Here is a 16,607-nt window from a genome sequence, read left to right on the forward strand (position 1 = left end):
TGACCGCCTATTGTGCTTCAAACCCTTGAAAGTGCCCCTAACACCCGGATCCTTCGTCTTGCAATCAAAACCTTTGCGTATCGGTACGCGCGGCAGCGCGCTTGCTCTGGCCCAGGCCCACGAAACCCGCAGCCGGCTGATGGCCGCGCATGGTCTGGCAGAACAGGATTTCGACATCGTCGTCATCAAGACCTCCGGCGACCAGATCCAGGACCGGCCCCTGTCGGAAGCGGGCGGCAAGGGGCTTTTCACCAAGGAAATCGAGGAAGCGCTGCTCGAGAACCGCATCGACATTGCTGTGCATTCGTCCAAGGACATGCCGACGCAGTTGCCGGACGGACTGGCGCTGACGGCCTTCCTGCCGCGCGAAGACGTGCGCGATGCCTTCATTTCGCCAAAGGCCAAGCGGCTGGAAGACCTGCCGCAGGGCGCCGTGGTCGGGTCGTCCTCGCTGCGCCGACAGGCGATGATCAAGCGCCTGCGCCCGGATATCCAGGTGGTGATGTACCGGGGCAATGTGCAGACGCGGCTGAAGAAACTGGAAGAGGGGCAGGTGGATGCAACGCTGCTGGCCTATGCCGGATTGCGGCGTCTGGGTCTCGCTGATGTTGTCACCAGCCTGCTGGAGACGGACACGTTCTTGCCGGCTGTCGGGCAGGGGGCGATCTGCATCGAGAGCCGGGAGGGCGACCGGCCGGTTCTGGACATGCTCTCCGCCATCCATCACCGCGAAACCGAACTGCGCCTCACCTGCGAACGCGCGTTCCTGGCCGAGCTGGACGGCTCCTGCCGCACGCCCATTGGCGGTCTGGCGCTGATTGACGGCGAACGCCTGTCGTTCCGCGGGCTGATCCTGAAGCCGGATGGCAGCGAGCTGCATGAGCTGACGCGCGAAGGTTCGGTCGGCGACGCCGAGGCCATTGGCCGCGAGGCCGGCCGCAGCCTGAAGGCGCTGGGCGGTCCCGGTTTCTTTGCAGTCTGACGGGAGGGTTCATGCGCGTACTCGTCACCCGTCCGGAACCTTTTTGTGCTGCAACGGCGCGGCGGTTGCGCTTGATGGGGCATGTGGCGCTGGAAGCGCCGCTGCTGACCATCGTGCAGACGCCGCCCGACGAGATGGATCTTGAAGTCGTGACGGCGGTGGCTGTCACCAGTGGCCAGGCGGTCGAGGTGCTGGCGCGCCATCCGCAGCTGCCCAAGCTCGCGGGACTGCCGTTCTACGCCGTGGGTGCGCGCACGGCTGCGGCCGCACGGCAGGCCGGTTTCCGGCAGGTGCTTTCGGCAGATGGCGATTCCAGCGATCTGGCGGCCCTGATCCGTATCAGTCACGGCAGCGGCGTCGTGCTCTATGGGGCCGGACGCGACCGGGCGGGGGATCTGGAAGGTCACCTGCGCCGCTCGGGCATCTTCTGCCAGGTCGTGGAACTCTATCGCACCGACCCGGTTTTGGACTGGCCCGTGGGTGTCGATGAGATGCTGCGCCGGCAGGAGATCGATGCGATCCTGGTCTATTCGGCGCGGACGGCCGAAGTCTGCGCCACATTGCTGCAACAGACGGCGCCGAAGGTACTGCCGCGCATCGTGGCGCTTTCGGCCAAGGCCGGGGCACCGCTGTCAGCCCTTGGCCCGGTGGAATGGGCCGCAACGCCGGATGAACCGGCCCTGTTCGCGCGCGCCTTCACCGGCTGTTAACTGCGGCAGGCGAGTCCTTGGGGCGGCCTCGACCTTTGGTCGCGGTGCCGCCCGAGCGATCAGTGTGTATAGTCGCAAGCGGTCACCCGCTTTTCGGCAAGAGGAGGAAACGCGATGGTCTCCGACGAGGACAAGTCCGGCAAGGACAAGCCCGCCGCCAGCGCCGGGAGCAGTGCCAGCGCCGGGAGCAATGCCGGGGCAGGGCCAGGGCCAGGCGGCGAGGCAGGCAAGACCGGTGGCCGCCGACCGGTGACCATTGATCTCGTGCCCGAAAAGGTCGAGGCGAAAGTCGAAGCAAAGGCCGACACCGTTTCCCAGCCGAAGTCGCAGCCTGCGCCAGCTTCGGCAGCCGCTGCCGCGTCCGGTGCGGCCAAGAGCGCAGATACGGCGGCACCGACGAAACCTGCCGCGCCTGTTTCGTCCGCTGCCACAGCTTCGTCCTCGGCCGGCAGTCAGCCGAAGGCCGCTGAGACCGCCGCCGCCAAGCCTTCCGGCGCGCCGGACAGCGCCGCATCGCGTCCGCCTTTGCCCGAGCGTTCGAACCCGTTCAGCCCGCAAGGCAGCCCTTCTTCCACATCGTCGACCTCGTCATCCCCGGCCGGTGCGGCGTCGGCTGGATCCAGTTCTGCAGGACCTGCATCTGCAGGGGCAGCGTCTTCGGCAGCAGCCTCCGCAACTGCTTCACCGACAGCCTCCGCATCGACAGGCCCTGAGCCGGCCACCGCATCGGCAACACATTCAGCGGCCAAGTCCGCATCGAGCGCTGCCGGGGCTTCTGCAGCCTCCAACACGCCGACCCAGCCGCACGGCGTCAGCTTCGGCGGGGCGATGGCCGCCGCCTTGCTGGTCAGCGTGGCGCTGCTCGGCGGCTTTTACACCCTCAACCAGACCGGCGTGCTGCCGCTGAAGGGGACTGTTCCAGCGTTCACGGAAGAGATGAGCGCCGATCGCGCCCGGCTGGACACGCTGGAGCGGCGGTTTGCAGAACTGGCAGCCGCTGAAACCACGGCGGCGGCCAATGGCAACCCGGACACCGAGGCGGCTCGGCGCGATCTGGAGGGGCGCCTGACGGCTTCGGTCGATGCCTTGCGCGGTGATATGGAATCGCGGCTGGCAGAGATCACGACACGTATGGACGGATTGCGTGCGGCGGGCCCACAGGCGGGATCCGCTACCCCTGCGCCAATCGCAGGAGCCGGACCAACAGGACCGGACGGACTGGCCGCGAGGGCCGACAGCCTGCAGCAGGGACTTGAGGCGGTGAATGCCGCGCTGGCAAGCCTGCAAACGGCCGTATCGGCCTCTGATGCTGCGCTGAAAAGCCTGTCCGATGGTCAGGTCCGGGATGGCGAGGCGGTTTCGCGGTTGCAGGGGGAACTGACAAAAATCTCGACCGAGGGCGAAGCGGCGCTGGCGGACCTGCGCAAGATGGCGGAGGATCTGTCGGCCCGGCTTGTCCAGGTGGAAGAAACCATGGGCGATGCCACGGCGCGGGAACTGGCCGCGCGGGCGCTGTCCGTCTCCATGCTTCAGGCAGCTGTTGATGCCGGACGTCCGTTTGCAACCGAACTGGCTGCCGTGAAGGCCGCGCTGGGCGAGGCGGCGGCAGCTGACATTGCCGCCCTCGAAGCGGAAGCGGAAAAGGGGATCGCGCCAACGTCGAAACTCATGGCTGAGTTCCCGCCGATTGCGCGGGCCATCCATCTACAGCTGGTGCAGCCTGATCCCGAGGCGAGCGTGCTGGACAGCCTGTTGTCGAGCGCTGCGTCCCTGGTGGCCGTGCGTGGGCCGGGCGATGCCAGCGGGGAAGGACCTGCAGCCGCCCTGCGCCGGATGGAGAATGCCGCAAAGGCCGGCGATCTTGCGGCGGCGCTGACCGCCTATGATGCCCTGCCGGCGGATGTTCGCGCGCCGGCAACTGCCTGGGTGGACGCCGCCCGGGCGCGACTTGCCGTTGACCGGCTGACCACGGACACCGCAACTGCGGTGCTCTCCGCCATCGCCCGCAAGGGCAACTGAGGTGACCTGGAACCGGGAGCAAGCGGCATGATCCGTGCGTTCGTCTTTTTCGCCCTGCTGTTCGCCGTCGCCCTGGGCCTTGCCTGGATGGCGGACCTGCCAGGTTATGTCTCGATCGGCTGGGAAGGCTATGTCTGGGAACAGCCGCCGATTGTGGCCGCGCTGCTGTTTGCCGTGTTCCTGGCGCTGTTCCTCGGACTGGTCTGGCTGGTTCTGGTCGTGTTGCGCTCGCCCAGGATTGCCAGCCGCTTCTTCCGCCGCCGCCGCCGCGATCGGGGCTATCAGGCGCTGTCATCCGGCCTGCTGGCGCTTGGCACCGGCAACGCGAAACTGGCGCGCAAGCTCGGGATGGAAGCAGACAAGCTGCTGACCCGGGAACCGGCGGCGAAACTGTTGCTGGCACAGGCCGCGCAGCTGTCTGGCCAGCATGCGGAGGCGCGGCAGCGGTTCGAGGCGATGCTGGAGGATCCGCAGACCCGGGCCCTCGGCCTGCATGGCCTGTTCATCGAGGCGGAAAGTCAGGGCGAGCCTGTCGCGGCTCGGCACTATGCCGAAGAGGCGCTGAAGGCGCAGCCAGGGCTTGAATGGGCCGGACGCGCCGTGCTCGGCTATCAGGCGGTGGCCAATGACTTCGAGGCGGCCATTGCCACGCTGGAGCGTAACTTCACCGCCAAGCTGATCGACAAGCCAACCTATCGCCGCCACCGGGCCGTGCTCTTGACGGCGCGGGCGCTGGAGCTGGAGGATCGGGAGCCGGATCTTGCCATGAGCCTTGCCAAGGAGGCGCATGGCCTTGCTGCAGATCTCGTGCCCGCTGCCGTGGTTGGCGCCCGGCTGGCGACGCGCAAAGGCGATGTGCGCAAGGCTGCCAAGCTGATCGAGACCACCTGGCGCCTGTCGCCGCATCCCGATCTTGCCGAAGCCTATGCCCATGCGCGCATCGGCGATTCGGCCAAGGACCGGCTGAAGCGGGTGAAGGCATTGGCCCAGATGCGGGCGCATACGGCGACTGGAGCGCTGGCGGTGGCCCGTGCGGCCATCGAGGCGCGTGATTTTGACGAGGCGCGGGAGCAGCTGAAGTTTGCCCTGACCACCGAGCCAAGCCGGGGCGCTTTCGTGATGATGGCCGAAGTGGAAGAAGCCGAGCATGGCGACAAGGGCCGCATGCGCGAGTGGCTGGCCCGTGCCGTGCAGGCGCCGGCGGACATGGCCTGGATGGCGGATGGCATGGTCCTTGCCGACTGGCGGCCGGTGTCGCCTGCGACGGGCCGGATCGATGCCCTGGAATGGGCCCGGCCGCAGGGACCGGAGGCGACCGGCCTCCTGCTCGAGGATGCCCTGTTCGAGGCACCGCAGGATGGCGGAGCCCGGGATGCCGGCACTGGCGCTGCAGCGATGATCGCCGCCGTCTCCAGCGCCAGCGAGGCGAAACCCACAGGACCGGAGCCCCGGAGCGTCCAGGAAAACCAGAAATCCCAGAAGCCTGTCGAGGTGATCGAGGCCGAGGTGATCACTGCACCTGTGTCCACCCCTGCCGCTGCCCCGGAACATCAGGTCCTGGACAAGCCAGCGCCCGCCGTTGCAGCGAAGCCGGATGCTTCTGCACCGGTTCGTCCGGAGGAGAGCGCCAGACCGCAAGACCCGTCCGTGGGGGCTGGCGCGCCAGGCCCGGCGTCAGCTCCGGCACGCGTTGGCAGCCGCTCGCCGTTCAAGACGCCGGTGGATTATCCGCTGACGCGCATGCCCGATGATCCAGGACCCGAGGCGGAGGCGGAGGACGAAGCTGCCAAGAAGCGGGAGCCAGGCGCCGCATTCTTCGGTTGAGCCAGGGCCGCGGTGACGCCGCCCGGGATGTTGATCCTGGCCACGCCGGGCAGGGACGGCCACGGGCTGGGTGTTCGCCGGCATCTTCAGCGGCTCTTGCACTGAGGGGTTGATATCCACCCGGGCGCAACAGAGGAACCCGTGCGGTGCTGAGGGATGTGGCAAACACGGGAGACCGGCAGCAAGGGGCTTGCATCGGCCGCGTCTCTCCGCTATCACCCGCACCAGCCGCGCAAGACAGCCTGTCCGCCGGCCAGCCTGCGTGACCCGCAGGCGCCTGTTCCGTACGCCGGAACCGGAATGCCGCTGTAGCTCAGATGGTAGAGCACGTCATTCGTAATGATGGGGTCGTAGGTTCGAGTCCTATCAGCGGCACCACTTCAAGACTGAGTCACATCATCCACCCGACTTGATGGAAGCAGCTTCAGGCCAGGCGGTCTTGTCGTGCTCGGGAATGCGGCGCTGATTTCGGGCGAGGGCTGAATGGCTCCGTCAGCGCCCAAGATCCTGTGGTTGCATCGTCGCCCGGCTGCCTTCGAGAATGAGGCTTGCGATTTTGCGAGCCGCAGGTGTGAGCGCGCTGCGGCTGCGGCGAATGAGGCCGTAAGGTTCCACCTCGATGCCAAGTTCCAAGGGGAGCACCCCGTAAACCGTGCCTTCGTCCTGAGCGAAGGTATCGGCAACGGCCTTGGCCACAGGCGCGATGGAATCACTGTCGCGGATGATGGCGAGCGTCAGCAGGAAGGAGGCGGTGGACAATTGCTGGCGTGGCGGGGGCAAGCCAAGACTGCTCAGCCGGCGAATGACGGCGCGGCCCAGCACACTGTCGGGGCTCGGCATTACCCAGTCGTGCCGGATGAGATCCGCCAGCGCCATGCTGCCGGACTTGAGCAGCGGATGGTCGCGCCGGACGATCAGGCTGACAGGTTCAGGCTCCATCACCTCCATCTCCACCAGCGTGGGATCACTGATGCCGACGAGGCGTCCCACGGCAAAGTCGATCCGCCCGGCCAGCAATGCCTTGCAGAGATTGTCGGAGGTGTCGACGATCACCTCGATCAGCAGGCCTGGATTGAGCTCTCGTGCTTTCTGGACGGCTGGCAGCACGTGCTCGATGGAGGGGGCCGTTACCGCGCCGATACGCACTTCACCCTTGCTGCCTTCCGCCAGTTCCTCGATCTCCCGGCCCGCATCGTCCAGTTCCTGCAGGATGCGGGCGGCACGGCGGGCAAGCGCCTGTCCGCTGCTGGTCAGGCAGAGGCCACGTCCCTCGCGCTGGTGCACCGCCTGGCCGATGATCCGCTCAATATCGGCAAGCAGCCGGGAGGCGGCCGGCTGCGTCATGCCAAGAAGGGTTGCAGCCACGCTGACCTGCGGCCGCTCACCCAAGGCGGCCATCAGCCGTAGGTGTGAGAGTTTCAGCCCGCGCTGGTGCAGGCTGCTGGTGCGGAAGGACTCATTCATATCTGTTTTATTATGTTTGATCGATATAATCGAATTTGACAGTTATGTATGCCCGGTGCAAGCCTTTCCGCGGTGAATGGACCCCGAGCCGGGAGAAGCGGCGGGGCCAAGGACCATTTGACGGCCTACGCGCTTAGGTCTGGGGAGGAAAAAAGATGAAACTGACGAAACGCGCCTTCATGGCGCTGACCCTTGCTGGCACCCTGCTTGCTGCTCCTGCCTTGATGACGTCCAGCGTCCTGGCCCAGGACAAGGGGTCGATTGGTATTTCCATGCCGACCAAGTCGTCGGCCCGCTGGATCTCTGACGGCAACTCGATGGTCGAGCAGTTCCAGAAGGCCGGTTTCCGTACCGACCTTCAGTATGCCGAGGATGATATCCCGAACCAGTTGGCGCAGATCGAGAACATGATCACCAAGGGTGTGAATGTGCTGGTGATTGCTGCCATCGACGGCACCACCCTGTCGAATGCGCTTGAAAATGCGGCGGCAGCCGGCATCAAGGTCATCGCCTATGACCGCCTCATCCGCGACAGCGGCAACGTCGACTATTACGCCACGTTCGACAACTTCAAGGTGGGCGTGCAGCAGGCGGAAAGCCTGGTGACGGGCCTGAAGGAGCGGTTCCCTGACGTGAAGCCCTGGAATGTGGAACTGTTCGGCGGCTCACCCGACGATAACAACGCGTTCTTCTTCTACAATGGCGCTATGTCTGTCCTGCAGCCGCTGATCGATTCCGGCGATGTTGCCATTGCCTCCGGCCAGATGGGCATGGATGTTGTCGGTACCCTGCGCTGGGATGGTGCAGTGGCCCAGGCCCGCATGGACAACCTGCTCTCCGCCAACTACGGCAGCAAGCAGGTCAATGGTGTCCTGTCTCCCTATGATGGTCTGTCCATCGGCATCCTGTCCTCGCTCAAGGGCGTGGGCTACGGCTCGGGCGGAATGAAGATGCCCATCGTTACCGGCCAGGACGCCGAGGTTCCTTCGGTGAAGTCGATGATTGCCGGTGAGCAGTATTCGACGGTGTTCAAGGACACGCGTGAACTGGCCCGCGTCACGGTTGGGATGGCCGAAGCCCTGTTGGGCGGCACCGAGCCGGAAATCAACGACACGACGACCTACGACAATGGCGTCAAGGTGGTGCCGTCCTACCTGCTTGAGCCGGTTTCGGTCGATGCAACCAACTATGAACAGATCCTCGTGGGCTCCGGCTACTACACCGCCGATCAGCTGAAGTGATCTGAGACCCGCATGCAAGGCCCGCTCCGCTGAGACCGGAGCGGGCCTCCTGCATCCTGCAAGGTTCCCTAAAGAGGTTCCCTGAGAGGTTCAATGGCAACCCTTCTGGAAATGCGCGGCATCTCCAAGGTCTTCCCCGGCGTAAAGGCGCTTGATCGGGTGAACCTGACCGTGGAAGAGGGCGAAATTCACGCCATTTGCGGCGAAAACGGCGCGGGCAAGAGCACCCTGATGAAGGTGCTGTCCGGTGTCTATGGCTACGGTACCTATGAGGGAGATATCATCTATGCCGGCGAAACGCTGCAGATGCGCTCCATCAAGGACAGCGAAGCCAAGGGCATCATCATCATTCACCAGGAGCTGGCGCTGGTGCCGCTCCTGTCCATTGCCGAAAACCTGTTCCTCGGCAACGAGGTCGCCACCAATGGCGTGATCAACTGGCCGCAGACTTTCGCGCGCACGAGCGAATATCTGAGGAAGGTCGGCCTCAACGAATCCCCCGTCACCAAGGTGGAGAAGCTGGGCGTCGGCAAGCAGCAGCTCGTCGAGATCGCCAAGGCGCTGGCGAAGGACGTGCGGCTGCTCATTCTGGATGAGCCGACAGCGGCGCTGCAGGAAAACGACAGCCAGAAGCTGCTCGACCTGATGCTGGAGCTGAAGGCACAAGGGGTGACCTCTATCCTCATTTCGCACAAGCTCAACGAGATTTCCCGCGTTGCCGACCGCATCACGATCCTGCGTGACGGCACCACCGTGTCCACGATTGACCGGGCTGACATCTCGGAAGAGCGGATCATCCGCGACATGGTGGGCCGCGACATGGCGCACCGCTATCCGGAGCGGGAACACAAGCCCGGCGAGATGCTGATGGACGTGTCGGGCTGGAACGTCTGGCACCCGGAAGTGCGCGAGCGGCAGGTCATTGCCAACGCGGCCTTCACGGTGCGACAGGGCGAGATTGTCGGTATCGCCGGCCTGATGGGGTCCGGCCGCACCGAACTGGCAATGAGCATCTTCGGTCAGGCTTTCGGCCGCAACATTTCCGGCTCCGTCCGAATGGGCGGCAAGGAGGTGGATACATCCACCGTATCGAAAGCCGTCGATGCCGGCCTTGCCTATGTGACGGAGGATCGCAAGGCGCTGGGCCTGATCCTTGACGAGCCAATTGTGCGCAACATCAGCCTGGCCAACCTGGCCGGCATTGCGACGAAGGGCGTCCTGGACAAGCACCGTGAGAAGAAGATCGCCGAGGAATATCGCCGTGCCATGTCGATCCGCACTCCGGGCGTTCACCAGAAGGCGGTGAATCTCTCGGGGGGAAACCAGCAGAAGGTGGTGCTGTCGAAGTGGCTCTTCACCGATCCGCAGGTGCTCATCCTGGATGAGCCGACGCGCGGCATCGACGTGGGCGCGAAGTTCGAGATCTACACGATCATGAACGAGTTGGTCGCCCAAGGGCGCGGCGTTGTCATGATCTCGTCGGAGATGCCCGAGCTGCTGGGCATGTGCGACCGCATTTATGTGATGAACGAGGGACGGATCGTTGGCGAGCTCGGCAAGGCGGAAGCCAGCCAGGAGCGGATCATGGCCATGATCCTCAAGACAGTGAACAAGGAAAAGGTGGCGTGATGGCGGGGCAAACGGCATCGGAACGCAAGGATCTGAGTACGCTTCTGGGCGGGCACCTCAGGGAAAACGGCATGCTGATGGCGCTGGTTGCCATCGTTGCCTTCTTCACCATCGTGCTGCAGCTTCGGGATCAACCGGTCAACTTCCTGCAGCCGCAGATCATCACCAACGTGTTCCTGCAGAACGGGCATATCATCGTCCTGGCGCTGGGCATGCTGCTGGTCATCGTCGCCGGGCACATCGACCTGTCGGTCGGCTCGGTCGCGGCCTTCACCGGTGCCATTGCGGCCTGGCTGACAGTGCAGCAGGGGCTGCCGTTTTATGTCGTCATTCCGCTGACGCTGATCGTCGGCGGCATCATCGGTGCCATGCAGGGCTACTGGATCGCCTTCTGGCGCATTCCCTCCTTCATCGTCACGCTGGCCGGGATGATGGTGTTCCGCGGTGCCACCATGTGGATGCTCGGCGGGCAGAACATTGGCCCGTTCCCGCGGGAGTTCCAGGCCATGTCGAATGGCTTCATCCCGGATCTCCTCGGCATTGGCCGCCCGCACGGGCTGACGCTTCTGATTATCGCCGTGGCGATCCTGGCGGTGTTCCTCTTCGGCCTGCGAGGCAGGGCGCAAGAGCAGCAGTTCCATGTGGTGCAGGAGCCAATGGCCTTCTTCGTTGGCCGCAACCTGCTCATAGCCATGGCACTGGCCTTTGTCGGTTATCAGCTGGCGTCTTTCCGGGGGCTGCCGAATGTCCTGGTGGTGGTGACACTGCTGACGGTGCTGTACGCCTTTCTTACCGAAAACACCTCTCTTGGCCGGCGCATCTATGCGGTGGGCGGCAACGAGAAAGCGGCCAAGCTGTCGGGGATCAAGACAGAGCGGCTGGTGTTCTTCTGCTTCATCAACATGGGCGTGCTGGCAGCGCTTGCCGGCATGATGGTGACGGCCCGCCTCAATTCGGCAACGCCGAAGGCCGGCACCGGCTTCGAGCTGGTGGCCATCGCCTCGGTCTTCATCGGCGGCGCATCGATGACAGGTGGTTCCGGCAAGATCATGGGCGTGGTCATCGGGGCGCTCTTCATGGGCGTCATGAACATGGGCATGTCGATCATGAGCATCGGCATCGACTATCAGCAGATGATCATCGGCCTCGTCCTCCTCGCCGCCGTCATCTTCGATGTTTACAGCAAGAACAAGTGAGGCTTTCATGCTGATTTCCCAGCTCCGCAACCCGGGCGGCTCTATCTCCGTCGTGGTTCGTGACGGAGACAAGGCCGCAATCCTGCGCGGCACAGCCAGCACCTATGAACTGGCGATGGTCGCTGCCTCCGGCGGTCGTAGCCTGAAGGACGTCATCGAAGAGCGTGGCCTTGGCGAGGCCGTCGATCTGGCGCAGGCCGCTGTCGAGGGCCGCCTGATGCTGCCGATCACCCATCCGGATCCGGCGCATTTACACCTGACTGGCACGGGCCTTACCCATCTGGGTTCGGCTTCTGCCCGGGATGCCATGCACGCCAAGCTGGAAGGTGCCGAGACGCTGACGGATTCCATGAAGATGTTCCGCATGGGTCTTGAGGGCGGGCGACCGGAAAGCGGCACTGTCGGCGCGCAGCCGGAGTGGTTCTACAAGGGGAACGGCTGTTCGGCCGTTGCCAGCGGCGAACCGCTGGAAGCCCCCAGTTTTGCGGAGGACGGCGGCGAGGAGCCGGAACTCGCCGGCATTTATGTGATCGCCCCTGATGGTACGCCTTGCCGCGTGGGCTGGGCAGTGGCCAACGAGTTCTCCGACCACGTGACCGAGCGGGTGAACTATCTGTGGCTGGCCCATTCCAAGCTGCGCCATGCCTCCTTCGGCCCGGAAATCCGGGTGGGTGATATGCCCGCCGATGTCCGCGGCACGTCGCGCATCCGCCGCGACGGTCAGGTTCTGTGGGAAAAGCCGTTCCTGTCAGGCGAAGCCAACATGTCGCACACGCTGGCCAATCTGGAGCACCACCACTTCAAGTATGGCCTGTTCCGCCAGCCGGGCGACGTGCATGTGCATATGTTCGGTACGGCGACCCTGTCCTTTGCCGATGGCGTGCGAACGCAGGCTGGGGATGTCTTCGAGATCGAGGCAGACGGCTTTGGCCTGCCGCTCGTCAATCCCCTGATCTTCGCGCCCAAAGAGACGGGTGCCCTGACTGTCAAAGCATTGTGAGACCGAGATGACCTTCAAACCCGCTTCCTGGCCTCGCAAGCTCCGTTCGCAGGAATGGTTCGGCGGCACATCGCGCGATGCCATCTATCATCGCGGATGGATGAAGAACCAGGGATTCCCGCATGACCTGTTTGATGGCCGCCCGGTCATCGGCATTCTCAACACCTGGTCCGAGCTGACCCCCTGCAATGCCCATCTCAACGATCTGGCGCAGCGGGTGAAACACGGCATCTACGAGGCCGGGGGCTTCCCGGTGGAAGTGCCGGTATTCTCCGCCAGCGAAAGCGCCTTCCGCCCGACCGCGATGATGTTCCGCAATCTGGCGGCCATGGCGGTCGAAGAGGCGATGCGCGGCCAGCCCATGGATGGCTGCGTGCTGATGGTGGGCTGCGACAAGACCACGCCCAGCCTGCTGATGGCTGCGGCCTCCACCAACCTGCCGTCCATCGTCGTCACCGGCGGACCGATGCTCAACGGCTATTACCGCAACGAGCGCGTCGGGTCAGGCACGCATCTGTGGAAGTTCTCCGAGGCGGTGAAGGCCGGCGAGATGACTCCTGCCGAATTCGCTGAAGCCGAAGCCTCCATGTCGCGCAGCCCCGGCTCGTGCAACACCATGGGCACAGCCTCCACCATGGCCAGCATGGCCGAAGCCCTCGGCATGGCCCTGTCCGGCAATGCCGCCATTCCGGCGGTGGACAGCCGCCGCCGCGTGATGGCGCAGATGACCGGCCGCCGCATCGTGCAGATGGTGAAGGACGACCTGAAGCCTTCCGACGTGATGACCAAGGATGCCTTCGAGAATGCCATCCGCACCAATGCGGCTATCGGCGGTTCGACCAATGCGGTGATCCACCTGCTGGCGATTGCCGGTCGTGTGGGCATCGACCTGTCGCTGGACGACTGGGACCGTTGTGGCCGCGACGTGCCGACGATCGTCAACCTGATGCCCTCCGGCAAGTATCTGATGGAAGAGTTCTTCTACGCAGGGGGCCTGCCGGTGGTGATCAAGCGTCTCGGCGAAGCGGGCCTGCTGCACAAGGATGCGCTGACCGTTTCGGGCGAAAGCATGTGGGATCAGGTCAAGGATGTGGTCAACCACAACGAGGACGTGATCCTGCCGGCAGACAAGGCGCTGACCCAGTCGGGCGGCATCGTCGTGCTGCGCGGCAATCTGGCGCCGAAGGGCGCGGTGCTGAAGCCGTCCGCCGCCACCTTGTCGCTGATGCAGCACCGTGGCCGGGCCGTGGTCTTCGAGGATATCGACGACTACAAGGCCAAGATCAACGACGAGGCGCTCGACATTGACGAGACCTGCGTGATGGTGCTGAAGAACTGTGGCCCGCGCGGCTACCCCGGCATGGCCGAGGTGGGCAACATGGGGCTGCCGCCGAAGGTGCTGCGCAAGGGCATCACCGACATGGTGCGGATCTCCGACGCCCGCATGTCCGGCACCGCCTTTGGCACTGTGCTGCTGCACACCTCGCCGGAAGCTGCCGTCGGTGGCCCTCTGGCCGTGGTGCAGGATGGCGACTACATCGAGCTGGACGTGGAAGCGCGCCGCATTCACCTCGATATCCCGCAGGAAGAACTGGACCGCCGTCTTGCCGCCTGGACGCCGCGTATCACGCCGCCGGAGAGCGGCTATGCCATGCTGCACCACACGCATGTGACCGGCGCCGACACGGGCGCGGACCTTGACTTCCTCAAGGGCTGCCGAGGCGCTCCGGTGGGCAAGGACTCGCATTGATGCCGCAAGCCCTTTCCGTTGCACTGGTTGGTGTCGGCAAGATTGCCATTGACCAGCACGTGCCTGCCCTTGCCGCCAGTTCCGACTGGCGGCTTGAGGCAACCGTATCCCGTCAGGGGCAGGTGGATGGCGTGCCGTCCTACCGCGACTTTGCGCAGATGCTGGCGGAGCGGCCGGATATTTCCGTGATTTCGCTGTGCCTGCCGCCGGTGCCGCGCTTTGCCTACGCAGAAACGGCGCTGAAGGCCGGCCGTCACGTGATGCTGGAAAAGCCGCCGGGCGCCACGCTTGCCGAGGTGCATGAGCTGGAAGCGCTGGCGGCAGAGCGCGGACTGACGCTGTTTGCCACCTGGCACAGCCGCATGGCCCATGCGGTGGCGCCGGCCCGCCAGTGGCTGTCCACCCGCAAGGTCACCCGCGCCCACATCACCTGGCGCGAGGATGTACGCAAGTGGCACCCCGGTCAGGACTGGGTGTTCGAGCCGGGCGGCATGGGCGTGTTCGATCCGGGCATCAATGCCCTGTCGATCCTGACCGCCATCCTGCCCATGCCGGTGCATCTCGTCAGTTCGGAACTGACCATTCCGGACAACCGGCAAACGCCGATTGCCGCGAAGCTGGAATTCTCCGGCAATGTCTCAGCGGACTTTGACTGGCGGCAGGAAGGCCCACAGACCTGGGATATCCAGGTCGAGACAGATACCGGTTCGCTGGTGCTGCGCAAGGGCGGGGCGGAAATGGAAACCTCGGACGGTAACCGGATTGAAGGTCCTGACCGCGAATATCCGCGCCTCTATGCCCACATGGCGGACCTGGTGCGTGGCGGGAAGCGGGATGTGGACCTGACGCCTTTGGTTCATGTGGCCGATGCCATGACCCTTGGACGGCGGCTCGTGACCGAGCCTTTCCATTTCTAATCAAAGAGAGAGATCATGCTGACCGGAAAGCACCTGATCGCCGGAGCCTGGGTTGCAGGCACTGACGTCTTTTCCTCCTCGCCTGTCACGGGCGAGCCCCGCCAGTTCGCTGCTGGCGGCCCGGCGGAGGTGGATGCAGCGGTAAAGGCCGCCGAAGCCGCCTCTGCTGCCTATGCCGCCACCTCCCGCGAAGATCGTGCCGTCTTCCTGGAGCGGATCACCACGGAAATCGAGGCACGCGGTGCGGACATCACCGAAGTGGCTGCCGCAGAAACCGCGCTGCCGACCGCCCGCCTGGAAGGCGAGCGTGGCCGCACCACCGGCCAGCTGCGCCTGTTTGCCGCCCATATCCGCAAGGGCGACTATCTGGATGTGCGCAAGGATGCGGCCCTGCCGGATCGCGCGCCGCTGCCGCGCCCGGAAATCCGCCTGATCCAGCGCCCGATTGGCCCGGTGGCCGTGTTCGGTGCGTCCAACTTCCCGCTGGCCTTCTCCGTCGCCGGTGGCGACACAGCCAGCGCGCTGGCCGCTGGCTCTCCGGTGGTGGTCAAGGGCCATCCGGCCCATCCCGGCACGGGCGAACTGGTGGCACAGGCCATCGACGCGGCCATCAAGGCCTGCGGCATGCCGGCCGGCGTGTTCTCGCTGGTCCAGGGCCCCTCGCGGGAACTGGGCGAGGCGCTGGTGCGCCATCCGCTGATCAAGGCCGTCGGCTTCACCGGGTCTCTGGGCGGCGGGCGGGCGCTGTTTGACCTGTGCGCCGCGCGGCCCGAGCCGATCCCCTTCTTCGGTGAGCTGGGCAGTGTCAACCCGGTCATTGTTCTGCCCGCAGCCCATGCGGCACGCGGCGAGGCGATTGCCAAGGGCTGGGCCGGGAGCCTGACCATGGGCGTCGGCCAGTTCTGCACCAACCCCGGCCTCGTGCTGGTCATGGACGGGGCAGGGGCAGATGCCTTCATCGCCACGGCAGAAGCAGCGCTGAAGGACGTTGCGCCGCAGACCATGCTGACGGATGGCATTGCGTCGGCCTTTGCGTCGGGCGCTGAAAAGATCGCCGCCACGGGTGCTGCCACGGCGCGCCTCAGCGGCTCCTGCCCGGCCCGTCAGGCAGTTCCCCATCTGTTCGAGACGACAGGTGCGCAGCTTCTTGCCAACCCGGCGCTGACGCATGAAGTCTTCGGCCCGCTCGGCATCGTCGTGCGCGTCAAGGACAAGGCAGAGCTTGCCCGCATCGCGGAAAGCTTCGAGGGCCAGCTGACGGTGACCCTGCAGATGGATGACGGCGACATGGAACTCGCCAAGAGCCTGATGCCGGTGCTGGAGCGCAAGGCAGGCCGCATTCTTGCGAACGGGTTCCCGACGGGCGTGGAAGTCTGCGACGCCATGGTCCATGGCGGTCCCTATCCGGCCTCGACCAATTTCGGCGCCACTTCGGTCGGCACCATGGCCATCCGCCGCTGGCTTCGGCCCGTCAGCTACCAGAACCTGCCTGAAGCCTTGCTGCCTGCAGACCTGCGCTGAGGACCGAAAAGGTTTGCTGAAACACACACCCCTGGCGCGCAATCGCCGGGGGTGTGGCGTTTTGACCGCTGAAGCCAGGTCGCTCAAAGGGCACGGGAAGCCTGCAATCACCCAACGCCTGCGGTCAGATCAATGTCGAGAAAAGGGCTCATTTTAGGGGAATTGATGGTGATCCCGGCGCGATTCGAACGCGCGACCCTCAGATTAGGAATCTGATGCTCTATCCTGCTGAGCTACGGGACCAGCCAAATCGCCTGTAGCATGTTTTGTCGGTCAGGGCGAGACTGGGAATGCAGGGTTTTGTGCAGTGCCGGGCAGATCGGGGTGGGGGATGGGAATGTCGGATCATGGCGG

General features: G+C 64.9%; 14 protein-coding genes and 2 tRNA genes. 12 read left to right on the forward strand and 4 right to left on the reverse strand.

What is annotated here, in order from left to right; all coding sequences use genetic code 11:
- Positions 1-58: 58 nt before the first annotated feature.
- Together hemC and ACTIFE_RS12745 are read left to right on the forward strand one after the other, a co-directional pair.
- Positions 59-982, forward strand: a complete 924-nt coding sequence (hemC, locus tag ACTIFE_RS12740; RefSeq protein WP_439529529.1) for a hydroxymethylbilane synthase — start codon at positions 59-61, stop codon at positions 980-982.
- 11 nt (positions 983-993) lie between these two features.
- Positions 994-1,692: a uroporphyrinogen-III synthase gene (locus ACTIFE_RS12745; protein ID WP_439529530.1), complete on the forward strand. Its 699-nt coding sequence runs from the start codon at positions 994-996 to the stop codon at positions 1,690-1,692.
- Between the two features lie 59 nt (positions 1,693-1,751).
- Here ACTIFE_RS12745 and ACTIFE_RS12750 read toward each other — a convergent pair whose 3' ends face one another.
- Together ACTIFE_RS12750 and ACTIFE_RS12755 are read right to left on the reverse strand one after the other, a co-directional pair.
- Positions 1,752-2,123: a hypothetical protein gene (locus ACTIFE_RS12750; RefSeq protein ID WP_439529531.1), complete on the reverse strand. Its 372-nt coding sequence runs from the start codon at positions 2,121-2,123 to the stop codon at positions 1,752-1,754.
- A 21-nt stretch (positions 2,124-2,144) separates the two neighbouring features.
- Positions 2,145-2,483, reverse strand: a complete 339-nt coding sequence (locus tag ACTIFE_RS12755; RefSeq protein ID WP_439529532.1) for a hypothetical protein — start codon at positions 2,481-2,483, stop codon at positions 2,145-2,147.
- A 37-nt stretch (positions 2,484-2,520) separates the two neighbouring features.
- On the opposite strand from ACTIFE_RS12755, the gene ACTIFE_RS12760 reads away from it, so the two are divergent.
- The 3 genes from ACTIFE_RS12760 (at position 2,521) to ACTIFE_RS12770 (ending at position 5,913) form a co-directional block, all read left to right on the forward strand.
- Positions 2,521-3,711, forward strand: coding sequence for a COG4223 family protein (locus ACTIFE_RS12760; protein WP_439529533.1), 1,191 nt, complete (start codon positions 2,521-2,523; stop codon positions 3,709-3,711).
- 27 nt (positions 3,712-3,738) lie between these two features.
- Complete coding sequence (locus ACTIFE_RS12765) at positions 3,739-5,535, forward strand: heme biosynthesis HemY N-terminal domain-containing protein (RefSeq protein ID WP_439529534.1); 1,797 nt, start codon at positions 3,739-3,741, stop codon at positions 5,533-5,535.
- 302 nt (positions 5,536-5,837) lie between these two features.
- A tRNA-Thr gene (locus tag ACTIFE_RS12770) sits at positions 5,838-5,913 on the forward strand.
- A 114-nt stretch (positions 5,914-6,027) separates the two neighbouring features.
- Here ACTIFE_RS12770 and ACTIFE_RS12775 read toward each other — a convergent pair.
- On the reverse strand, positions 6,028-6,999 hold the full coding sequence (locus tag ACTIFE_RS12775) for a LysR family transcriptional regulator (protein WP_439529535.1): 972 nt from the start codon (positions 6,997-6,999) through the stop codon (positions 6,028-6,030).
- A 155-nt stretch (positions 7,000-7,154) separates the two neighbouring features.
- Here ACTIFE_RS12775 and chvE point away from each other — a divergent pair, with 155 nt between their 5' ends.
- From chvE to ACTIFE_RS12810, 7 genes are all read left to right on the forward strand, one after another.
- A complete protein-coding gene (gene chvE / locus ACTIFE_RS12780; protein WP_439529536.1) occupies positions 7,155-8,240 on the forward strand; it encodes a multiple monosaccharide ABC transporter substrate-binding protein in 1,086 nt (361 codons plus the stop codon).
- Between the two features lie 93 nt (positions 8,241-8,333).
- Entirely contained in the window at positions 8,334-9,869 is a 1,536-nt protein-coding gene (mmsA, locus tag ACTIFE_RS12785) for a multiple monosaccharide ABC transporter ATP-binding protein (RefSeq protein ID WP_439529537.1), read from the forward strand.
- Positions 9,869-11,065: a multiple monosaccharide ABC transporter permease gene (gene mmsB / locus ACTIFE_RS12790; protein WP_439529538.1), complete on the forward strand. Its 1,197-nt coding sequence runs from the start codon at positions 9,869-9,871 to the stop codon at positions 11,063-11,065. The genes mmsA and mmsB overlap by 1 nt, the downstream gene beginning before the upstream one ends.
- Positions 11,066-11,072: 7 nt before the next feature.
- Complete coding sequence (araD1, locus tag ACTIFE_RS12795; protein ID WP_439529539.1) at positions 11,073-12,065, forward strand: AraD1 family protein; 993 nt, start codon at positions 11,073-11,075, stop codon at positions 12,063-12,065.
- 7 nt (positions 12,066-12,072) lie between these two features.
- The gene (gene araD / locus ACTIFE_RS12800; protein ID WP_439529540.1) at positions 12,073-13,815 is read left to right on the forward strand and encodes an L-arabinonate dehydratase; all 1,743 of its coding nucleotides are present in this window, start codon (positions 12,073-12,075) and stop codon (positions 13,813-13,815) included.
- Positions 13,815-14,732, forward strand: a complete 918-nt coding sequence (locus tag ACTIFE_RS12805) for a Gfo/Idh/MocA family protein (protein ID WP_439529541.1) — start codon at positions 13,815-13,817, stop codon at positions 14,730-14,732. Before araD ends, ACTIFE_RS12805 begins: the two co-directional genes overlap by 1 nt.
- A 15-nt stretch (positions 14,733-14,747) precedes the next feature.
- Complete coding sequence (locus ACTIFE_RS12810; protein ID WP_439529542.1) at positions 14,748-16,253, forward strand: aldehyde dehydrogenase (NADP(+)); 1,506 nt, start codon at positions 14,748-14,750, stop codon at positions 16,251-16,253.
- 166 nt (positions 16,254-16,419) lie between these two features.
- On the opposite strand, the gene ACTIFE_RS12815 is transcribed toward ACTIFE_RS12810, so the two are convergent.
- Positions 16,420-16,496, reverse strand: a tRNA-Arg gene (locus tag ACTIFE_RS12815).
- Positions 16,497-16,607 lie beyond the last annotated feature (111 nt).

Origin of the sequence: Pannonibacter sp. (genome assembly GCF_051860505.1) — a bacterium.
Classification (GTDB): Bacteria; Pseudomonadota; Alphaproteobacteria; order Rhizobiales; family Stappiaceae; genus Pannonibacter.

Excerpts from the sequence above, each read along its gene's own strand:
- mmsA (WP_439529537.1), top strand. The coding sequence starts at position 8,334 with ATGGCAACCCTTCTGGAAATGCGCGGCATCTCCAAGGTCTTCCCCGGC.
- ACTIFE_RS12760 (WP_439529533.1), top strand. The coding sequence starts at position 2,521 with ATGGCCGCCGCCTTGCTGGTCAGCGTGGCGCTGCTCGGCGGCTTTTAC.
- ACTIFE_RS12765 (WP_439529534.1), top strand. The coding sequence starts at position 3,739 with ATGATCCGTGCGTTCGTCTTTTTCGCCCTGCTGTTCGCCGTCGCCCTG.
- chvE (WP_439529536.1), top strand. The coding sequence starts at position 7,155 with ATGAAACTGACGAAACGCGCCTTCATGGCGCTGACCCTTGCTGGCACC.
- araD (WP_439529540.1), top strand. The coding sequence starts at position 12,073 with ATGACCTTCAAACCCGCTTCCTGGCCTCGCAAGCTCCGTTCGCAGGAA.
- ACTIFE_RS12810 (WP_439529542.1), top strand. The coding sequence starts at position 14,748 with ATGCTGACCGGAAAGCACCTGATCGCCGGAGCCTGGGTTGCAGGCACT.
- ACTIFE_RS12775 (WP_439529535.1), bottom strand. The coding sequence starts at position 6,999 with ATGAATGAGTCCTTCCGCACCAGCAGCCTGCACCAGCGCGGGCTGAAA.
- mmsB (WP_439529538.1), top strand. The coding sequence starts at position 9,869 with ATGGCGGGGCAAACGGCATCGGAACGCAAGGATCTGAGTACGCTTCTG.
- ACTIFE_RS12805 (WP_439529541.1), top strand. The coding sequence starts at position 13,815 with ATGCCGCAAGCCCTTTCCGTTGCACTGGTTGGTGTCGGCAAGATTGCC.
- ACTIFE_RS12745 (WP_439529530.1), top strand. The coding sequence starts at position 994 with ATGCGCGTACTCGTCACCCGTCCGGAACCTTTTTGTGCTGCAACGGCG.
- araD1 (WP_439529539.1), top strand. The coding sequence starts at position 11,073 with ATGCTGATTTCCCAGCTCCGCAACCCGGGCGGCTCTATCTCCGTCGTG.